This window comes from Plectonema radiosum NIES-515, assembly GCF_025753815.1.
Classification (GTDB): Bacteria; Cyanobacteriota; Cyanobacteriia; order Cyanobacteriales; family Nostocaceae; genus Hassallia; species Hassallia radiosum_A.
Map to the genome: position 1 here is coordinate 1 of NZ_JAOWRF010000232.1, position 16,542 is coordinate 16,542.

The following is a 16,542-nucleotide window of genomic DNA, read 5'->3' on the forward strand; positions in this document are numbered from 1 at the left end:
AGCTAGAAAAGTAGCGATAAAGCTGGGATTAAATCTTGGTGGAATCAGTAGAGGCGCTTTGATATCGCCGTTAAGATCGTTAATCTGGTCTTAAGAATCCCCGTGCGTTCACGCCGGGGAGTGTCAAAAACAACCTTTAACCGAACCGTATTGCCCCCACTTTCCACTTCCTAATAGTTTTTGTTGACAGCGATGAAGTTAAATGCTTTAAATGGGTAATGCAAAGCGTTGTCAAATTGGTCAAAGTCTAAGGGTAGGCGATCGCTCAGAAAATCTTTGAGCAAAAATATGGAGTAAGAATGCTTTTGAGTCAAAAATTCAAATACTTCAATCGGTTTCAAACCAAAGGAAGATAATCCTGGTTGAGTACACTCAAATAATAGCACAGGACGATAACGTTGCAATGTTGATTCTGCACCGCGAAGTACAGCTAACTCGCCACCTTCAACATCAAGTTTGATAAAATCAACGCGGTGGTCAGCAGGCAAAATTGTATCCAACATCTCACTTTTGACCGTGAGTTCTTGTAGAGTACTATTTTTCATTTCGCGGCGATGCAATCCGCTATAGGCTGATTGAGTAGTATTGAAATAAAAAGTTACTTCCCCCGGTGTATCAGTTAATGCTAACTCTTTTACCTCAACTTCGGGAAACTTTTGTTTCAACCAATCTGCTTTATAAGGTAATGGCTCAATCGCTATGTGATGTCCTAATGGTGCTAGGTTCAGTATGGTACTCAGGGTTGAACCAAGATGACATCCGATATCTATACAGTTGAAAGAATCACCAATTATCCGCTCCATTGCCTTGTCGGTTCTATCTGATTCTTGGTAAATGTCAATCAATTCCGGATACATTATCCGCTGTCTAAATCCGAGAAAATGGCGGATTTTTTTTGTTGGTTTTTCTAAAGGTGTCCGGATAAAAAGGTGCTTGATATATTCGCTAAAAAGTTGTGTTTTCATGGCGAATGAAGTTATAAAAAATACATTTTTATTATAGCGATTCAAGCACGTATCCGGTAAAATTTATAACTATGTCCGAAGGCAACAGAGCGTTCGCGGTATCTCATAGAGAAGCGAAGTAAAGCAATCACAAAGGTTTTGAGTGTTTTACATTTGGTTACATAGTTAGTTTTATTTGTGCCTACCTACTTAAAGCTTCATGACTAGGCTTGAGAAACTGTAAAAAATCACCAATCGCTTTCTAAGTATTCACTTCACCTAAGCGATCGCCAATATCGCGGTAGAATTATAGTGACTGTTGATCACAATCCTCAGCTTGTGTGACATCATCTTTAAGTTCAAAATAGAGATTCTCCAATTTTTCCAAACTCCTAGCCAAATCAGCCTTGAACTCTAACTTTTTTTTGCAACGCAATAGGGTTTTTATCTGCTTCAATCGCTAATTTGCGATCTTGGGAAGTGCGATCGCTTAATACCGTTGGTGTTAAGCCCGAAATCCTCCTAGAGAAGTAGCACTTGGTAGTCTATACATACGTAGCATTTTTCACACCAACTGTATTAGGCGATCGCTCAGAAAATCATCGAGAACCAGCAGAAATATATCTATTTATGATATACAATATCTAAAATATTTAATTAATTGGGAACCCAAATCCCAACAAATTGCGAATTATGAGAAAGAGCGCAAGTACTACGAGAAAAAAAGCTGTACTTTGAATATCTTGAACTATGCAAGAGAGTTTTTCTCGCCAAAGTCCATAAAGGTTAACTAGATATAAAGGCAAATCGCTGAATGCGATAACTATAATTGCTCCCAAAATGCCAAAGCGGAAAAATGCTAAAGGCAATCCGACACTAATCATTACAAACCGAGCCAAATTGCTTTGTGCCGCATACAACGGTTTTCCAATTGCTAATAAAGCAGGGCTGATAGTATAAAACAAGAGTGAAAACCAAATACCGCTGCACAAAATCGGCATCATCCAGACAGCATCAGCATACCTTTTGTCATAAAGTACGGCGATAATTAAATCGCCAACAGCCACGAGTGCAGCAAGTAAAACAGCAAACCCCATCAGCATCAGCCTACGTTTGGGGAGAATCTTAGCTCGCAGACTAGACCTAGCCAAGTCAGCTTGGTTAGAAATTGTGGGAAAAATGACTTTATAGCTAAGTTGTTTAATAATTTCTCGTGGTATACTCGCTAGGGTATAAGCTACGGTATAAATACCTAAAAATTGAAATGATAGTAGCTTACCCAAAATTAGACGGTCAGCTTGCTCTGCTAAGAACATTAGCGCTGAGGCAATAAACATCCATCTACCAAAAGATAGAATTTCTTGAACGGCATCGCGATCCCACCCAAAGCGATTGGAATACCCGCGTATTAACCAAGTGCTTCCTACCATTTTGTATATTGCTGATATCACTGCGGTAGTAGCGATAAAAAATAAATTTCGACTAAGCCAAGCCATGATAATCAAAGTAGACTGAGCAAATACATTTAACAATATTTCATATACAGTTAACTTACCCAGATCCATCCGGCGATGGAGAGTATGTATGCTAGTGGAGGTGAAGCCATCGAAGACTGAGTACAGTCCAATGATGGGAATTAACCACAGCAGGCGATCGTCGTTGTAGAACTTTGCAACGGGAAAGGTAATTAGCAAGCAAAAAATCCAGACCAACAAGCCACGAATTGCTTGCAATGTCCAAGCGGTATTTAGAAAAGCAGGCTCATCTCCTCGCTTACTGTTGATTATACTTTGAGCAATACCAAGGTCTGAGAAAAGTTCCAGACCAATTCTTAAGGTATGAACCACAGTTATCAGACCAAAATACTCTGGTATTAGCAAGCGAGTCAGAATTAGGTTGCTGGCAAACCGGATGACTTGAGCAGTTCCGTAATTTAAAATTGTCCAGATAGTACCACGAATAGCAAGCTTTTTCAGAGATATCATAAACGCTTTAAAGAATAGGTAAGCTATTTAACTGAGATTTGACTGAGATTCAACTTAGTTCCAACAAGCTCACCTGTAGTTAATGGTTATATTTTGGCTCTGTGAGAATTTTGTTAGCTATATCGGAATAGATTCGCTAATTTGCTTGCTTGTTATGCAACTTTATAAAGCGCTTTCAAGTATGCAGCACCGACTTTACCTATCTGCTCCAAATTCTCTGTTGGGAGACCTTTCTTGGCTCGAGGCAAAAGGTGATTAAATAAAGTCGAGCTAAGGAACTTGCCAATAAATAAAATCCCAACCGTCAAACTCAGATCCGCAACACCCAACAGATAATTCAAATACACGTCGCTTGATTTTATTTGTTTGGATCTCCTAAAAACTATATTTATGTTGTTCGATCATTTTCGCCAATTTATGAGGGTTGATCTGCCTCGGTGGTTTCAGCCCATCTGGTATGCGAATCGCCACAAGGTCGTGATAGAACTTCATCTGTTCAAAGGATTCGATCTGCTGGATTTGTTTTTTGAACACCAGCCGACGAAGCCCGTATAGCGACAACCCAGACGCTTGTACAAAATCCCAAAGTTCTTTTTGGTTGTGGGCTGCCTCAAAGATTAAAAAGCGTAGGTTTGGTTGTTTGAGCAGCCAAGGCATTAGGTAAGGTTCAGCACCTTCGACATCTATTTTGACACCGAAGGGATTGTCGCCAATCAGTGGGGGAATATATGTAGCAATGTTGCGAACGGTAACTATTTGAGAATCCCAGTTGTTTCGGTCGGTTGACTCAATTAAGGTAGCCATACCGGAGTGGTCTGTAGGACGTGCTATTTTCATTTCACTGTCGCAATCCATCAGCGCGACACGGTGTAACTGAACGTTGGTGAGTCCTGCTTGTGCGATCGCCGCTGACACACGCTGGCAGAGTTGCTCTTGGGGTTCAAATAGGTGAACTTGTCCTGTTGAACCTACTCTATGCGCTGCCAACAGCCCTATCGACGAGTAATTTGCCCCAATATCTAGAAAGCGATCGCCTGGACAAAGCAGTGCCTGAGCCGTCGTCTGCACTTTGGGATCGTTTGTGCCGAACAGATACAGGACGCGACCATCATAGTCGTGAGGGTCAACCTCAATACATACGCCATTACGCATCCTAGCAGAGATCAAACCATTACACTGTGCAAATTGACTATGTGTCAGTGAGTTGAACGAAAGTTTTGTCAGTCCACCAGCTAGAGGCAGATAATGCAATAGCCTGCTATAAATCTGCATAATAATTGGCGGTTTAGAGTATTTACTTACCATCTCAAACTCCTTGTAACTTGAGTGTTGGCTGAGTTGACGCTTTTCGATTCAATTAGCTTCTCCAAAAGTCAGAACTTCTTGAATTACTCTAGAATTCTCTTGGCTATATCGAAAGAGATTCGCTAATTTACTTGCTTCTTGTGCAACATTATGCATAGCTTGAACGGATACAATCCCAGCTTTACCCATTCGTTCCAAATTCTCTGTTGGGAGTTGCAGCACCTCACGCATCACTTCTGTCAAAGCTTCCATCGAACCGGATGGTACAAGCCATCCGTTTATACCAGGCTTGACCAGTTCAGGAATGCCAGCAATATAGGTACTAATCACTGGACGTTCCAGTGCCAATGCTTCCATGATGACTACAGGTAGCCCTTCTGCAAAACTAGGCAGAATCAAAGCACGAGAATTCATAATATATTTTTGAACCTCAGCACTACTAGCCCAACCAGTAATTTTTACCTGTTCTGAAAGACCGTACTCTTTGATTAAACTTTCAATTTTCTTTCTCAAAGGACCGTCACCTACTAAAGTCAAATTACACTGCAAACCAACACCTACTAGTTGACTGACTGCTTCAACCAGCAGCATTTGCCCTTTTTCTTCACAAAGGCGACCAACGCACACCAAGTTTGGCTCGGATGATATCGGTGTTGTGTATGAATTGAAAAAATCATTGTCTACACCACAACGAATCACATGGATCTTTTTCCACTGTTGGTGGTCGCACCATCGATAAAGCTGGCTTCTAGTAAAGGAGCTAACAGTTACAACAAACGCGGCTCGATTTATCTTCTCAGTCAGTGCTAAACTTTCAGGTTCATCAAACTCGTATGGACCATGAACCGTAAAGCTGTAGGGTGGTCCACCCATCCCATGACACAACATCGCGACAGTGGTTGGATTCGTTCCGAAGTGAGCGTGAAGGTGAGTTACCCCTGAGTTACGAAACCAATTTAGCAGCACGCAAGCTTCCGCTAAGTAGATAATATGGTAAAAAACTCCCCGCTCTGAAGCCCAACCAACTTTGACAGCCAACCATAGACCTAAGAGCCAAGGAATTGGTCTTTTGATCGCAACACTCAATAAGTTAAACAGCAAACCTAAAATGCCTACACCTAAAACTACCTGAGTCTTCTCAAATTCTAATTTGTCTTCTGGATCAACTAATAGTTCAGATTCACACTCTCGGATCGAGAAGCGTGCTACCAAAAGACCACAAGCTTCAAGTGCAGCAATTTCACGCCGGATAAAGCTGTGGCTGACTTTTGGGTATTTATTGACTAGATACGCAATTTTCATCTTGACCTCGGATGCACTGCAAGAGTCTCACACTCAGTAAGATCCCTCCAGAAGATAGATAAATTGTCGCCAGCCGTAAAAAGTTATCAGCCGATATTAAAAGCTGTTCTGGCATTAGTAAAATTTGCTTTGTGAAGGTTCACTAAGTTCACTGATGCCCTGCGAAAATGATTTTACCATTACGAGGCGCATCTAGTATACTAATTATTTTTTTTGAAACAAAACTTCAATACCGTCAACCACCAAATCATCAAAACAGTCGGTCTTGCTCTTAAAACAAGAAGGATACCTAACAATCATATCCAAGTGAAATGGATTGACATTTTCCTTGTACTTAAGTATCGATAGCTGACTAGAAAACTTTTTCCAGAGTTCTCGATAAGCTTGACATGACCAGCCATTGCAATACCAAAGATGTTGTGCTTCAACCACACTTCTAATCATGTCTGGTGGAAATAACATTTGACAGTAAGGAATAGCAAGCTCTAGCCAGGAATGGAGTCCCCAGGGTGACATATACAAAGGATTAAAATATAAGTAGATGTGTCCTCCTTTTTTGACAACACGCATAGCTTCCTTCAAAGCTTCCTCAGGGTTGTCCATATGCTCAAAGGCATTGAAAGAAAAAACGCAGTCAAAACTCTCATCTTCAAAAGTCAGATTGCTAGCATCCATCTGAGAAAAATTGACACCTGCATTTTTGGCAACTTCGCTGAAATTATCTGAATCAATGTCAATTCCAATAGTATTGTGTCCTTTCAATTTGAGCGCATAACTTACCATGCCATGCTGACACCCTAGTTCTAGGATGTTCAACGTATTGTTATTTTGACCGAGGGAGCTTAAAACTTTATTGGCACTAGTATGATCTGGAGTTGTAAAAAGTGCTTCGCTATCTTGTTCATACTTTTCCCATGTGATTTTAACTGGATATTGCTCTTTCAAGCGCTCCAGTTCTTTAAAGTCAAGCCATTCCGGTGTAGTTGCTGCCTTTTTAAATGCAGATACTGCTTTGCCGCGAAGAAGTTTTAGGAGTAAAGTTTTGGTGCGAAATTTAAATTCTTTCAGCATGGTAACGATGTTTAATACTAGTTATTTGTTCAAGTAAATGCACCTAAAATTATTTAGGATGTCCCATATCTATCTCTAATCGTTTTTTCAAAGAGCGGAGTGTAAACATGTATGAAAATTTGAGTCTTGAATCAATCAAACTGAGGACAATGGGTGTATAAATACCAATGGCGGTTCCTACTAAAAAATGCATGAAAGGTTCTGTAAAACCGAAGATTTTTTGCAGCGCGATGCGAAAAAAAGATGCAGTAATAATATGAGCAAAAAAAAATTCTAAGGAAAATATTCCCCTAAACCTGAGATAAAAAAGAATAAAGGCATGTGAAAGCCATAAATCCAGCGATCGACAAACAACAGCAGTTTAGACTCCTCCAAGATGGAACTGTTCACCAGACCCCGGAGGATGTGTCCAACCACAACCAAAAATATCCCGATTCCTTTGGCATAATCGACCCAGTGGAGTCGCTCCCGCATTAACGGATAATCGAGCTTTTTTGGTGTAGACACTGAATTGGCAGATGTTTCTTTCATGTATCTATTAATGAAATGCTCTAAAATATTACCTGAATTGGAAGAGCAAACCCTAATGAATTCCGAACGATCAAAAGTAGAGCGAGTACTCAAGCATACCTTTTCTCATAAAGTACGGCGATAACTAAATTGCCAACAGTCACTCTTCACAGTTCTTAAAATCGCAAAACCCGTCAATATTAGCCGACGTTCAAAAGGAAAATCCTGGATCGCAGACTTGAGCATGGCAAATCAAGGGTGAATGTTTAAGCAGGTGTCTAAACTTATGTTTGATAAACTCCCGATGTAAGGATAATATTTTTTCAACATCAAATCATTTTTTTTGAGGTTAATCTTTAGATGCGCTGGGACTTTTTAAAGTTACTGGATTTTATTTCCAAGTCCTGATTAGCAGAACAACTTTAACTTATAACAGCTTTAGCATAGTTATAAGTCATTAGAGCACTGCACTTTAAGAAAGATCCAAAAGAAAAGTTTTTTATGTATTCCCAAGACTCAGGTATTTGAAAAACTCGATTGAAACTAGTTTTTCCTGCAAGCATTCCAAATGCATTGGCATAAAGTCTATCCGCAAATAGTTTAGTTTCGGGAAACTTTTTTTTGAGATAGTATGAAGTTTTGATATTTGTTTCTGCATTTTTAAATGCAGTATCAGATCGGAATTCAAATAAATTAGCTCCATGAATGCGATGAACGGCTAGTTTATCTGGCAACAACAGTCCAGGAGATAGATAAATTGTCGCGAGCCGTAAAAAGTTATCAGCCGATATTAAAAGCTGTTCTGGCATTGGTAAAATTTGCTTTAGTATATTACGTCTGAAACATAAACCACTAGTAGCTGGAAACCGAGGAAGGAGATGACCCTTCAAAATGTTTTCGCGCAAGTCAGCAAATATACATTCAGATACACCTTGATTTATGGGAAATTCCAAATGATGCCTGTTAGTATCCACGTCATCTAGTTCGTGAAAAATCCAACCAGTATCGGGATTGTGTATAAAAAGTTCGGCAATTCGACTTACTTTATTTCCAGCGTAATAATCATCAGCATCAAGGAAACAAATAATTTCTCCCTGACTTGCTTGAAAACTGGCATTAAAAGCTGAAGCCTGTCCACCATTTTTCTTAAATACAGAGACGATTCGTCCTCCATAATTGTTAATAACTTCCCGTGAGTTATCTTTAGAGCCATCGTCAACCACAACAATTTCTACAGGAGAGTATGTCTGACTTAAGGCACTATCAATAGCTTCAGGTAAAAAGTTTTCGTAATTATAATTATTGATCAGAATACTCACTAAAGGTTTATCATTCATAGCTTTGCAATCTCAAGCTAAAAGAACTAGAACTGGTGTATTAGATTTTATGAAACAAAACTAGCTTTTACCCACACAAAATTATCTTATTTTCAACAACAAATCAATGCCAATCTTATGGTAGTTTGCATTTGAATACAATATATGTAGGCTTTTTAATCGCTTAAGCAATTACTAAAAACTTGTGTTGTATCCAATTATCTATCTAATCGTAGCAAAAATGCGTAAAAAATCACAATTTTGTCTGTTCCTCATCTGAATTTACTTTGTTCAAAACTGTTGCGATTTTTTTGCTTGATAGTGAGAGCAACTGTTATATACAGAACCCAATAAATATTAGCTCCCCGCAGCAAGTAACTCTCTGAAAAGTTATTTATTGCCAGGAATAGCAGAACAGCTAATGGCCAAAGATCCTCTGATTTTTTCGCTGCGTAAGCCCGTTGAAGTGCGCGAAGATAGGTTATAGCAAAACTAACTATAAAAAGTGATAAAACTATCAAGCCAGCATCAAGCCCTAAATCAATGTAGCCATTATGAGCGTGGGGTGGGAGGTAATTTTCCGTCACGAAACTACCCGCTTGGCGTGAATATTTACTTTCAGGTGCCCAAATTGCACCACGTCCATAACCTAGCCAGGGTCTATCCGTAATTCTAGCTATTAGAAAACCCCACAAGGGTAACCGTCCAGTCAGAGTGGGATCTTTTCCCAAGCCACTTAAAATAGCTACCCATTGAGTTAAAACTACTGTACCAACACATGCAAGAATAAGAATTCCTATATCTAAATAAATTAGGCTAATTTTTCCCCGCCATCGGTAGTTACGATAGAAAAGTAAAATTAATATAATAATAAAAGAAAGAACAAGAGCAGTTTTTGAATTAGAACGCAGTATTAGAAACACTGACAGAGCAAAACCCGCCCACTTGTATAAGCGGTGATTTGGTTTGTTTACGGGCAGCAATAAAAATGTTAAATAGCTTAAAGACATCATGCTGCCCAAGGTATTTTTATAATCGTAGAGACCTTTCCATGATCCTATATGAACAGTAACATCCTGACCAACACTAGGTGATATTAAAGCGAAATACGTACTAAAAAAAGCTCCTATTCCCAATGTAGTTGCAACTAGTTTTATCTGGTCTTTCAAGCAAAATCTTGTGGCAAAATATAAACCAAATATTGTCATTTGCCAAACTTCTTGCATATTCTTGAGGGTATAGTCTGGAAACTCAGACCAGAAATAAGATGACAAGATTATTGGTGTCAATATCCAGATAAATATGTCATTTTTGGCTGTTGCTAAAGCTTTTTTCCAATTTAGGCAAATTAGCAAGATTGAAATTGACCAAACAGAATATCTGATAAGTGAAATAATGATCCTTGGAATTATGCTTGGTGTCTCTAGGCCTGGTGTATCTACGCTTGATCCTACACCAAAAGCTCCTGAAAAAAAACTTAAACCTAAAACTATGAAGGCTTTTTCGGCAAATTCTAAAAATATTAACATAATCACAAAAAGGAGAAATATCTCAACAAGTCATATCAAATACTGAGGGGGTGACAAAACCCTTTGAACCAAAGACGTAGCAAGGGTTTTGAACGCTTGTGCCATAAAAAGATAAACATCATTTTTCGGGTTTATTGATTCCACTCTCAATAATCACAGCCTAAAAGCCTGATTTTTTTGTTGGAATAGGTTCCCAATTTGTTTTGAGCATTTCAAGGCTAACCCTTTGATAATCCTAATTTGATAAGGCTTTGAGACGAAGTTGTCACCCCCTCAGTATCAAATATTGCTTAATTAAGTCACTTCGATGTTGAAAGACCGTCTGTTGATCAAGCTGCTGACCAGATAGTGCAGCCTTTTAAATCAACTTACTCAATCTTGCTCGATCCCAATTGAGTTCATCCTGAAACGGCACAGGCATTACTAGCAAAATTTTATTTTTCATAGTACGAGTTCCCTGCATCCTTCGATCATTTTTCCGATAGGCTTGAAGCACCTAAATCCTTACATTTGGAGGTGTACATCTTTACCAAAGTCTGATATTGCTCAACAGAGATACCAGCTTTAGCCGATATCATCACAGCTTTATCTTCTGGCTGAATTTCTGCAAAAAATTTTTGCAACTCTTCATCTGACATTGCTTCACTAGACCAGTAGTCATGACAAATCCTTTTAGAATCATAATAATGCCCGGATGATTCTTGAAGAATCTGGTCAACAAATACTCCGTATAGTGTGTATTCAGAAAAATGCGATGAACTACATAGCGTTTCAATCCATCCCCTTCCGGAAACATTCTCAAGATGCTGATACAACTTCAAAAGATTGTCACGCCTCCAAGTAATAACCTGCCCAACATAGCCTGGAGCAGGTAAAATTACAGGAGGTAGACCAACTAAACGACTAGCAGTTATAAGCCACTTGTAATACCCTGGGTTTTCTCCAATAAATTGTGTAGTGCATTGGTTTGGTACGCGGAAAAGTCGGACTTGATCTTCGCGGACAAAACTTTCAACGTTGAGAGGTGATACAAATGTCAAGTCCGAATCAGCGAACACAAAAGCATCTTTATCAATGTATTGAGCGACTCCAAGTTTCACAATTTGCTGAAGTATCCAGCCGCGGATGAAAAGAGTTTTTAGACTCAGCCACCCATTTTTGATCAAGGGCAGACGTTTAATCCACCAAGGTAGTACTGATTCAACAGTAATAATTTCTGTATTTGGTTTTTGTAGCTGACGAAAAAGCGGCAAATCGCTTTCAGGTACTATGATGTAATGGGTAACAGAAGGTGATATAAACTTTTCTACACTCCAAGATAATAGCTGACATCGTTCAAAGTCTGGGGCATAGCTAGGAGTAATAATGCCAAAATCGAATTTATTCATTTTTTAACAAGCTTGTTATCGGATATTTTATGCATTAGGATTTGGGTAATTTTTGTTGGTGTGCGGCAGCTTTATCTGTATTAGCGATCGCAATCAATCCATCTGTTCAAAAACTGCACGCAACGCCACATAAATTAATGTATCCAGGTGTCGGGTACAAAGTGTATGCGAACTAACACAATAGCCAACCTGGAATTTTTGATACATCAACTTACATTTTCTTTTTCATCACAACAATAAAATCTGTAAGTTCCGCATCAATCTTGCCAAAAGACACTGCCTTGATTACTAGTGCCATCATTTTCCATCCTGTATCGAGCAGCCAATGACGCGCTCTCAGTTTTGTCTGTCTCGGATTTTCATATGCATGTAATCGTTCAATTGACAAATTATTTTTCAATGCAAATTGCTTTACCGATTCGGGAGAAATTGAAAACCTCAAGAATGTTTTAAAAGGTAAACGGTCATCAACCCCAGCTAGCTTTTCACCAAAAATATATCTGTAGAACCAAACATGAAATGTATGTGGTGTATACTTTGTAATCAGTCCTTTTAAAGACATTACATTGGGAATTGCCAAAACCATAATCCCATCCTTTTTCAGGGCTTTTCGACAATTATCCAATACTTTTTCCGGCTGGGAGAGGTGTTCCAAAATCCACCAACAAACAATTAAATCAAACTCTGATTCGGGGAAATCATAAGTTTCTGCATCTGCCAAAATCTTTTCGTTTAAAATCTCATTTCTATCGAGTTGTTTTTGTGATATGTCAATTCCTACTATGTAGGAATTTTGTGGAATTTCGATATGAGAGCAAGAACCACAGCCTATTTCCAGCACTTTGAAAGGTTGGCGATGTTGGATTAATACATCAACTACTGACTGCAATTTAGGGTCTTCTACGAGCAACATATATTCTCTCCTTGACTGATGCAAACTTTGTGAATTGTGAGTTTGGGATTTGTGATACAAGACTTTCAGGATTGAAGCGCGGATTCTTGTTGAAGAATGCGGCGTTTTTGATTAGCTCCTGTGATTTTTAAAGCAATAGCTTCAATTTGGCGATAAAGGGATTGTGGTAGAAGCCAGAGTGAATACGCAGCACCTAAGGTTATAAGTGTACGAGGCTCCAGCAGGATGCGCCAATAGCTAGATATGGCTTGGTTAACGAGGTTCACAGATGTTGAACCCGATTGCAAAGTTACTGCCCTTCTGGCTAAATGTCGCAGCTGGTAAGCTATAGATATGTTTTCCCACTCTCGCATCAACTCTGGAGCGTAGGAACGGGTTTTTTCTAGCATCCTTTTCCATGAATTTAACTTTTTAACTAGTTGAGCAGAATATCCGTATGGATTTACTCGATAGAGCGTCAGGGGTTCAGGAACACCCTCGATTTTCCATTCTGTTTTAATGGCAATACGCAGTGTAATTTCAACATCTTCTGACGGGTGCAATTCTCTATCTTCATCGAAATAAAAGTCCTCTGCAACACCATAAAGATTGTCTTGGAATTTAATATCTTCAAAAACCTCTCGCCGAATCACTGGCACCGACCCGTTGCCAATTGGATGCCGACAAAATAAATCCCTCAGAGTAATTCCTTTCAGTTTAGTAATCTGGTATATACCTAAAGGGTTTCCTCCCTCATCAATAAAAGCAGAGCGACAAAAGCTAACTCCTATTGCTGGTGAGTTATCTAAATGCTCAACATGCTTTACTAGTTTTTCTTTTAACCACAAGTCATCTGCATCTAAAAAAGCCAAATATTCTCCTTGAGCATGGCGAATACCAGTGTTTCGAGCGGCAGCAACTCCCCGATTATCCTGACGAATAATTCTAATTCTGGGGTCTGTAAATTCCTGACAAATTTCTATACTTCTATCAGGAGAGCCGTCATCAATGAGCAGAAGTTCAAAATTTGTATAAGTCTGTTCCAGAACTGATTGCACCGTAGCCGCTATATATTTATCTACTTTGTAAACTGGAATAATCACAGATACTTTTTTCATGGTAAAAACCTCATCTGACGTGAAATCTAGGTAAAACAAAAGCACGCATACTGCTGCAAGTTACCCTGATCGGTAGGGGCAAGTTTTTCGTAGATACTTGGTACTAAAAAATTCCTCGATTCAACCCGCTTATACTAACTTATAAACAAAGCCCGTTATTAATAGGTGGAACGCCTTTTGATTGACTGATAAATCAGTTACTTGATGAAGCTGTTGCTACCATTCAGCAGCACTCTTAGAGTTTACCGAGTTCATCTCACGAGAGCCAGAGCGAGCAAACTTGGAAGAATTGATGATTTTTGCAGGTATGCCAACTGCCGTTGCTCCTGCGGGAACATCGTAGAGAACTACGGCATTAGCACCAATATTTGCGTCATCTCCAATCGTGACGTTGCCAAAAATTTTCGCTCCAGCACCAACATTGACACGTTTACCTAACTTTGGGGCATCAGAGAGACGATCTAAATAACGGTTCCCTAAAGTAACGCCTTGGCGAATAATACTGTCATCAGCGATCGCACAATTTGCATGAATGACAATCGCTCCCTGGTGTTCAATAATTACGCGCCGACCTAGTTGAACAGTATAAGGTAGTTCAATTCCATAAGTGTTGCGAATTTTCCGAAACAACATCCGATATAAAATGCTGAAGGGTGCACGAAGTAGTTTCGGTTGAATTTTCATCCTCCAGACTCCAAAACGCTGAACTGCTACAGCTCGAAATCCTGGCTTAGTCCAATCTCGTCCGTTAGCAATCCAGTCTTCTTTAACAAGCTGCCAAAGACTTAAACTAAAAAGTTCTGTGTCGCTTGTGTTTGATATCAACTCCGGTGATGCACTCATCTTATGGTTCCTATTTCAGTTTTTTCTTAGGTATTCAACTTAAGGGTATAAAGTTTAGGAAAGCGAGTTCTTCTTTTTTGACATTAACTAACTGTTATCTGCCTCTAATATCGAGTGAGTGGATATTTAGGGTAATGACGCAGTATTTACTTTATCCGCATTTTGTTCAGACCGGGAGTTGTTGTAGTAAAAATAGTTATCAGGCTCGTGCTTCACATTGACCGCGTTGGCTATGATTCCCAAAATATTAGCTTCAGAACGTGCTAGTAAAGACTTAGCAGCGGTAGCAGTACTTGAATCTACAACACCAGGTCTCGCGACAATTAAGACTCCATCTACCATGTTGCCTAAAACTGCTGCCTCAGCGCTGCCTACTAAAGATGAAGTGTCAAAAATCACATAATCATAAGTTTGAGACAACATATCAATGAAATTTGTCATGCGTTCTGAGTCAATCAGTGCTAAAGGATTAGGTGGCATGACCCCAGCAGTGAGGACAGATAAGTTACTAGTGATATTTTTGACAGACTGGGAAAATTCATTCTCACCAACCATGACGTTACTTAAACCGACTGAGTTTATGAGACCCCAAAGATGATGTTGAGATGGCTGACGCATATCTGCATCAACGAGCAAAACTCGTCGTCCAGCCAGAGCCATTACGGCAGCTAAATTAGCCGCAACTTCTGATTTACCCTCCCCAGACATAGAACTTGTCACCACAATTGCACAAACTTTTTTATCTAAGCTCATAAACTTGAGATTTGCCTGAAGCATTTGGTATGCTTCATGAATCACAGTCCGCGGAGTAGTTGCAACAATAACTCGCGGTGAGACTTTTTGTAAGCTGGTATCCAAAGGGGCAGATGTATTATTGTTAGTTTCAAATTTGGGAATTAGCCCTAGCAAGGTATAGCCAAAAAGTGCCTCTGCTTCTTTAGCGGTCTTCAATCTTCTATCGATTAAGTCAACAAAAAAGGCAGCTGCCACACCAAGTAGTACACCAGCAAATCCACCACCTAATGATATTCCCAGCTTCTTTTTGGTTGCTCCTGGACTGATCCCAACCACAGCAGATTGGATGACACGGGCATTTCCAACAGTTTGATTTTCTGCTATTTTGATTTCCTGTTGTCGAGTCACAAGGTTTTCGTAGCTTTTTTGTGTGATTGATAATCTTCGCTCTAGTTCTCCTTGCTCTTTCTCTAAATTTGGCACAACATCGGATCTGCGCTTATAAAACGCTATGACCCCAGACAAAGCTTCTACTTTTTTTTCTAAACCTAAGCGTTGTGACTGTAATCTGACAAACTCTGATGTCAGGTTTTGCTTGATCTGCCCCATTTGCAATTGACTAGGAGAAATCGTTGTTCTATATCCTAGTGATTGGGATATTCGCTGCTGCAATAAAGAATTTAATGTTGCTTCTTGATTCTTGAGAGTAACGATGGATGGATGTGATTCTGTGTAGCGTGCTTGTTGAGCTGCTAGCTGAGTTTGCACTTTTTGCTGTTCACCTAAGAGTTCCTGCACACCAGGTACTTGGCTTAAAGAAGTAATATTTACAGCTTGATCTACAGGTAGATTCATTTGACGACGTATTTCTACTTCCTGGGCACTTATATCAGCGAGTTGAGACTGAGCTTGAGCTAAGTCTTTCTCTACCTCACCCATCGTTCTAAGTGAGTTAGTCGTCTCTTCTTTAAGCTCGATAATCTGATTTTTTAGTTTAAACTGACGCAGATATTCTGCTGCTTGGTTTAATTCTGTTTTAGCTCGTGGCAATTGTTTTTCAATAAATCCACCTGCGGATATAGCCTCAGAGCGATTAGTCTTTTGATTATTAGCAATGAAGGATTTCATTGCCTGATTGACTACTGCTGTAGCGAACTGAGGATCTTCAGATACGTAAGAAACTTTAAGTACATCAGTGCCTAAAATTGAGTCAGCCTTGATTGCCAGTAACTCTGGATTGAGAAGAGCATCCTTTTTATCTTTGAGCTTGAGAGTATTTATCACCTCTTGTTTGATCGGCAAAGACTGCACAATTAGACTTTGCGTGTCTAGAGGATTAGCTTGAGCCTTTACGGTTTCAAGATCCCCTATTTTTTCTCCGACTCCGGTCAGAGATGAGGTTCGATTTGATTGGAAAAGGAGCTGTCCACTTGCCTCGTAGGCAGGTCGTTGTATAAATAAACTAATTCCAGCTAAGGAGGTACATGCTGCGAATACTCCTGAAATTACCAGCCAGCGACGTTTGAGAACTAGCAAATATTTTTGAACATCTATCTCTTCAGGATAGTTTTTTGTCTCCATACAGATTTTTTAATTGTAGATGA

The 16,542-nt window shown here is 39.5% G+C and carries 14 protein-coding genes; 1 reads left to right on the plus strand and 13 read right to left on the minus strand.

Annotation, left to right across the window (positions count from 1 at the left end; all coding sequences use genetic code 11):
• Window positions 1–170: 170 nt before the first annotated feature.
• The 9 genes from OGM63_RS15680 to OGM63_RS15720 all read right to left on the minus strand — a co-directional run bounded on the left by OGM63_RS15680 (window position 171) and on the right by OGM63_RS15720 (window position 11,350).
• Window positions 171–965: an FkbM family methyltransferase gene (locus OGM63_RS15680; RefSeq protein WP_263746519.1), complete on the minus strand. Its 795-nt coding sequence runs from the start codon at window positions 963–965 to the stop codon at window positions 171–173.
• A gap of 632 nt (window positions 966–1,597) precedes the next feature.
• Complete coding sequence (locus tag OGM63_RS15685) at window positions 1,598–2,929, minus strand: oligosaccharide flippase family protein (protein ID WP_263746520.1); 1,332 nt, start codon at window positions 2,927–2,929, stop codon at window positions 1,598–1,600.
• A gap of 375 nt (window positions 2,930–3,304) precedes the next feature.
• A complete protein-coding gene (locus OGM63_RS15690; protein WP_263746521.1) occupies window positions 3,305–4,234 on the minus strand; it encodes an FkbM family methyltransferase in 930 nt (309 codons plus the stop codon).
• A 48-nt stretch (window positions 4,235–4,282) separates the two neighbouring features.
• On the minus strand, window positions 4,283–5,536 hold the full coding sequence (locus OGM63_RS15695) for a glycosyltransferase (protein WP_263746522.1): 1,254 nt from the start codon (window positions 5,534–5,536) through the stop codon (window positions 4,283–4,285).
• A gap of 204 nt (window positions 5,537–5,740) precedes the next feature.
• On the minus strand, window positions 5,741–6,607 hold the full coding sequence (locus OGM63_RS15700; RefSeq protein ID WP_263746523.1) for a methyltransferase domain-containing protein: 867 nt from the start codon (window positions 6,605–6,607) through the stop codon (window positions 5,741–5,743).
• A 273-nt stretch (window positions 6,608–6,880) separates the two neighbouring features.
• Window positions 6,881–7,138 (minus strand): acyltransferase family protein, encoded by a 258-nt coding sequence (locus OGM63_RS15705; protein ID WP_263746524.1) that lies wholly within the window; start codon window positions 7,136–7,138, stop codon window positions 6,881–6,883.
• Between the two features lie 401 nt (window positions 7,139–7,539).
• Complete coding sequence (locus OGM63_RS15710; RefSeq protein WP_263746525.1) at window positions 7,540–8,454, minus strand: glycosyltransferase family 2 protein; 915 nt, start codon at window positions 8,452–8,454, stop codon at window positions 7,540–7,542.
• Between the two features lie 251 nt (window positions 8,455–8,705).
• On the minus strand, window positions 8,706–9,962 hold the full coding sequence (locus tag OGM63_RS15715) for an O-antigen ligase family protein (RefSeq protein ID WP_263746526.1): 1,257 nt from the start codon (window positions 9,960–9,962) through the stop codon (window positions 8,706–8,708).
• Between the two features lie 470 nt (window positions 9,963–10,432).
• Window positions 10,433–11,350: a DUF6492 family protein gene (locus OGM63_RS15720; RefSeq protein WP_263746527.1), complete on the minus strand. Its 918-nt coding sequence runs from the start codon at window positions 11,348–11,350 to the stop codon at window positions 10,433–10,435.
• Window positions 11,351–11,391: 41 nt separating this feature from the next.
• On the opposite strand from OGM63_RS15720, the gene OGM63_RS15725 reads away from it, so the two are divergent.
• On the plus strand, window positions 11,392–11,526 hold the full coding sequence (locus tag OGM63_RS15725; protein ID WP_263746528.1) for a hypothetical protein: 135 nt from the start codon (window positions 11,392–11,394) through the stop codon (window positions 11,524–11,526).
• Window positions 11,527–11,561: 35 nt separating this feature from the next.
• Here OGM63_RS15725 and OGM63_RS15730 read toward each other — a convergent pair whose 3' ends face one another.
• From OGM63_RS15730 to OGM63_RS15745, 4 genes are all read right to left on the minus strand, one after another.
• Window positions 11,562–12,263 (minus strand): class I SAM-dependent methyltransferase, encoded by a 702-nt coding sequence (locus tag OGM63_RS15730; protein WP_263746529.1) that lies wholly within the window; start codon window positions 12,261–12,263, stop codon window positions 11,562–11,564.
• Window positions 12,264–12,328: 65 nt separating this feature from the next.
• Window positions 12,329–13,360 carry a glycosyltransferase family 2 protein gene (locus tag OGM63_RS15735; protein WP_263746530.1) on the minus strand — a complete coding sequence of 344 codons (1,032 nt, stop codon included), beginning with the start codon at window positions 13,358–13,360 and terminating at the stop codon, window positions 12,329–12,331.
• A gap of 216 nt (window positions 13,361–13,576) precedes the next feature.
• The gene (locus OGM63_RS15740; RefSeq protein WP_263746531.1) at window positions 13,577–14,203 is read right to left on the minus strand and encodes a serine O-acetyltransferase; all 627 of its coding nucleotides are present in this window, start codon (window positions 14,201–14,203) and stop codon (window positions 13,577–13,579) included.
• 126 nt (window positions 14,204–14,329) lie between these two features.
• Window positions 14,330–16,519, minus strand: coding sequence for a GumC family protein (locus OGM63_RS15745; RefSeq protein WP_263746533.1), 2,190 nt, complete (start codon window positions 16,517–16,519; stop codon window positions 14,330–14,332).
• Between the last annotated feature and the right edge of the window lie 23 nt (window positions 16,520–16,542).

Coding starts and splice junctions, on each gene's coding strand:
- OGM63_RS15680 (WP_263746519.1), bottom strand. CDS start 965: ATGAAAACACAACTTTTTAGCGAATATATCAAGCACCTTTTTATCCGG.
- OGM63_RS15685 (WP_263746520.1), bottom strand. CDS start 2,929: ATGATATCTCTGAAAAAGCTTGCTATTCGTGGTACTATCTGGACAATT.
- OGM63_RS15690 (WP_263746521.1), bottom strand. CDS start 4,234: ATGGTAAGTAAATACTCTAAACCGCCAATTATTATGCAGATTTATAGC.
- OGM63_RS15695 (WP_263746522.1), bottom strand. CDS start 5,536: ATGAAAATTGCGTATCTAGTCAATAAATACCCAAAAGTCAGCCACAGC.
- OGM63_RS15700 (WP_263746523.1), bottom strand. CDS start 6,607: ATGCTGAAAGAATTTAAATTTCGCACCAAAACTTTACTCCTAAAACTT.
- OGM63_RS15705 (WP_263746524.1), bottom strand. CDS start 7,138: ATGAAAGAAACATCTGCCAATTCAGTGTCTACACCAAAAAAGCTCGAT.
- OGM63_RS15710 (WP_263746525.1), bottom strand. CDS start 8,454: ATGAATGATAAACCTTTAGTGAGTATTCTGATCAATAATTATAATTAC.
- OGM63_RS15715 (WP_263746526.1), bottom strand. CDS start 9,962: ATGTTAATATTTTTAGAATTTGCCGAAAAAGCCTTCATAGTTTTAGGT.
- OGM63_RS15720 (WP_263746527.1), bottom strand. CDS start 11,350: ATGAATAAATTCGATTTTGGCATTATTACTCCTAGCTATGCCCCAGAC.
- OGM63_RS15730 (WP_263746529.1), bottom strand. CDS start 12,263: ATGTTGCTCGTAGAAGACCCTAAATTGCAGTCAGTAGTTGATGTATTA.
- OGM63_RS15735 (WP_263746530.1), bottom strand. CDS start 13,360: ATGAAAAAAGTATCTGTGATTATTCCAGTTTACAAAGTAGATAAATAT.
- OGM63_RS15740 (WP_263746531.1), bottom strand. CDS start 14,203: ATGAGTGCATCACCGGAGTTGATATCAAACACAAGCGACACAGAACTT.
- OGM63_RS15745 (WP_263746533.1), bottom strand. CDS start 16,519: ATGGAGACAAAAAACTATCCTGAAGAGATAGATGTTCAAAAATATTTG.